1 protein-coding gene is annotated in these 1,120 nt (G+C 71.9%); it reads right to left on the bottom strand.

The window, feature by feature from the left end; all coding sequences use genetic code 11:
• Positions 1–1,120, bottom strand: a 1,120-nt coding sequence (locus tag MZTS_RS24780; RefSeq protein ID WP_192285981.1) for a polysaccharide biosynthesis/export family protein, incomplete at both ends; no start/stop codon positions are given.

Below are 1,120 nucleotides of genomic sequence, written 5' to 3'. Positions count from 1 at the left end.
ACTTCGTGACGGTATAGATGGAGGCGCCTGCGCCGATGGGTGCGGCGACGGTGGAGAAGACGCTGAGGACCTTTCCGAGTTCGGCGAAGGGCGAGCTCGACACGTAGACGAGGTCGCGGTTGCGCATGCGGAAGCTCTGGGTCAGGAACAGGCCCTGGGGGTCGCGCAGGTTGACCCGGTAGACCACCGGCACCTGCCCCGCGGCCAGCAGCGGCGAGTGCGGCCGCAGCCGGCGCACGACGCCGGCCGGCTCGTAGCGGAAGATGAACACGCCGGCCGGATCGGCCTGGGTCTCGCGCAGGCCCGAGGCGCGGGCCAGCGCCTGCGACAGGGTCAAGCCGTCGGCGGAGAACGGCACCTCGGTGGTGTTGCCGAGCGCGCCCACCGCCAGGAAGGTCTGCGGATCGCGCACCAGGGTCAGGGTGTCGCCGGGGCGCACGAAGATGTTCTCGCGCGGGTTGGCCACCACCGTGCTCATCGGCACCGTGACCGTGCGGTTGCCGCGCGACAGGCGCACGAAGGTCTCGGCCACGGGGGTGCGCACGCCGCCGGCCTGGGCGATCACGTCGAGCAGGCGGTCGCCCCGGCCCGAGAGCGGGATGCGCATGCCCATGGCGCCCTCGCCGGTGACCGAGACCGATTGCGAGACCGGCTTGGTGACCGAGACCAGCACCTGCGGCTGGATCGCCTTGCCGGCGAGTTCGGCCTCGATCAGGCCCTGGACGTCCTGGGTGCGGCGGCCGGCGACCTTGATGCGCCCGGCATAGGGCACGCTGATCGAGCCGTCCTGGCCCACCACCTGCTCGGGGATCAGGGCGGATTTGGAGCCGGCGGAGAAGCGGTCGGCCACCAGCGGACCGGAGAACAGGCCGCCGGAGCCGGCCTCCCAGACCTGCACCGCGACGAAGTCGCCGATGCCGATCACCGGCTCGACCGCCGGGCGGTTGTCGCCGAAGGTGACGAGCAGGCTGTCCAGGGGGCGGGTGCGCAGGGCCTCGATCAGGGCGCTGTCCACGTCGATGATCTCGTAGCGGGCGAACAGGCCCTCGGCGGTGGACACATCCGCCCCCGACTCAATCGCCGAGGTCGTCGGACCCGCAGCCGGCAGGATCGAGCAGCC

It is taken from the genome of Methylorubrum zatmanii, from assembly GCF_014845115.1.
Classification (GTDB): Bacteria; Pseudomonadota; Alphaproteobacteria; order Rhizobiales; family Beijerinckiaceae; genus Methylobacterium; species Methylobacterium zatmanii.
Note: the sequence above shows the minus strand (reverse complement) of the source record. Positions and strands in the feature narration are given on the sequence as shown.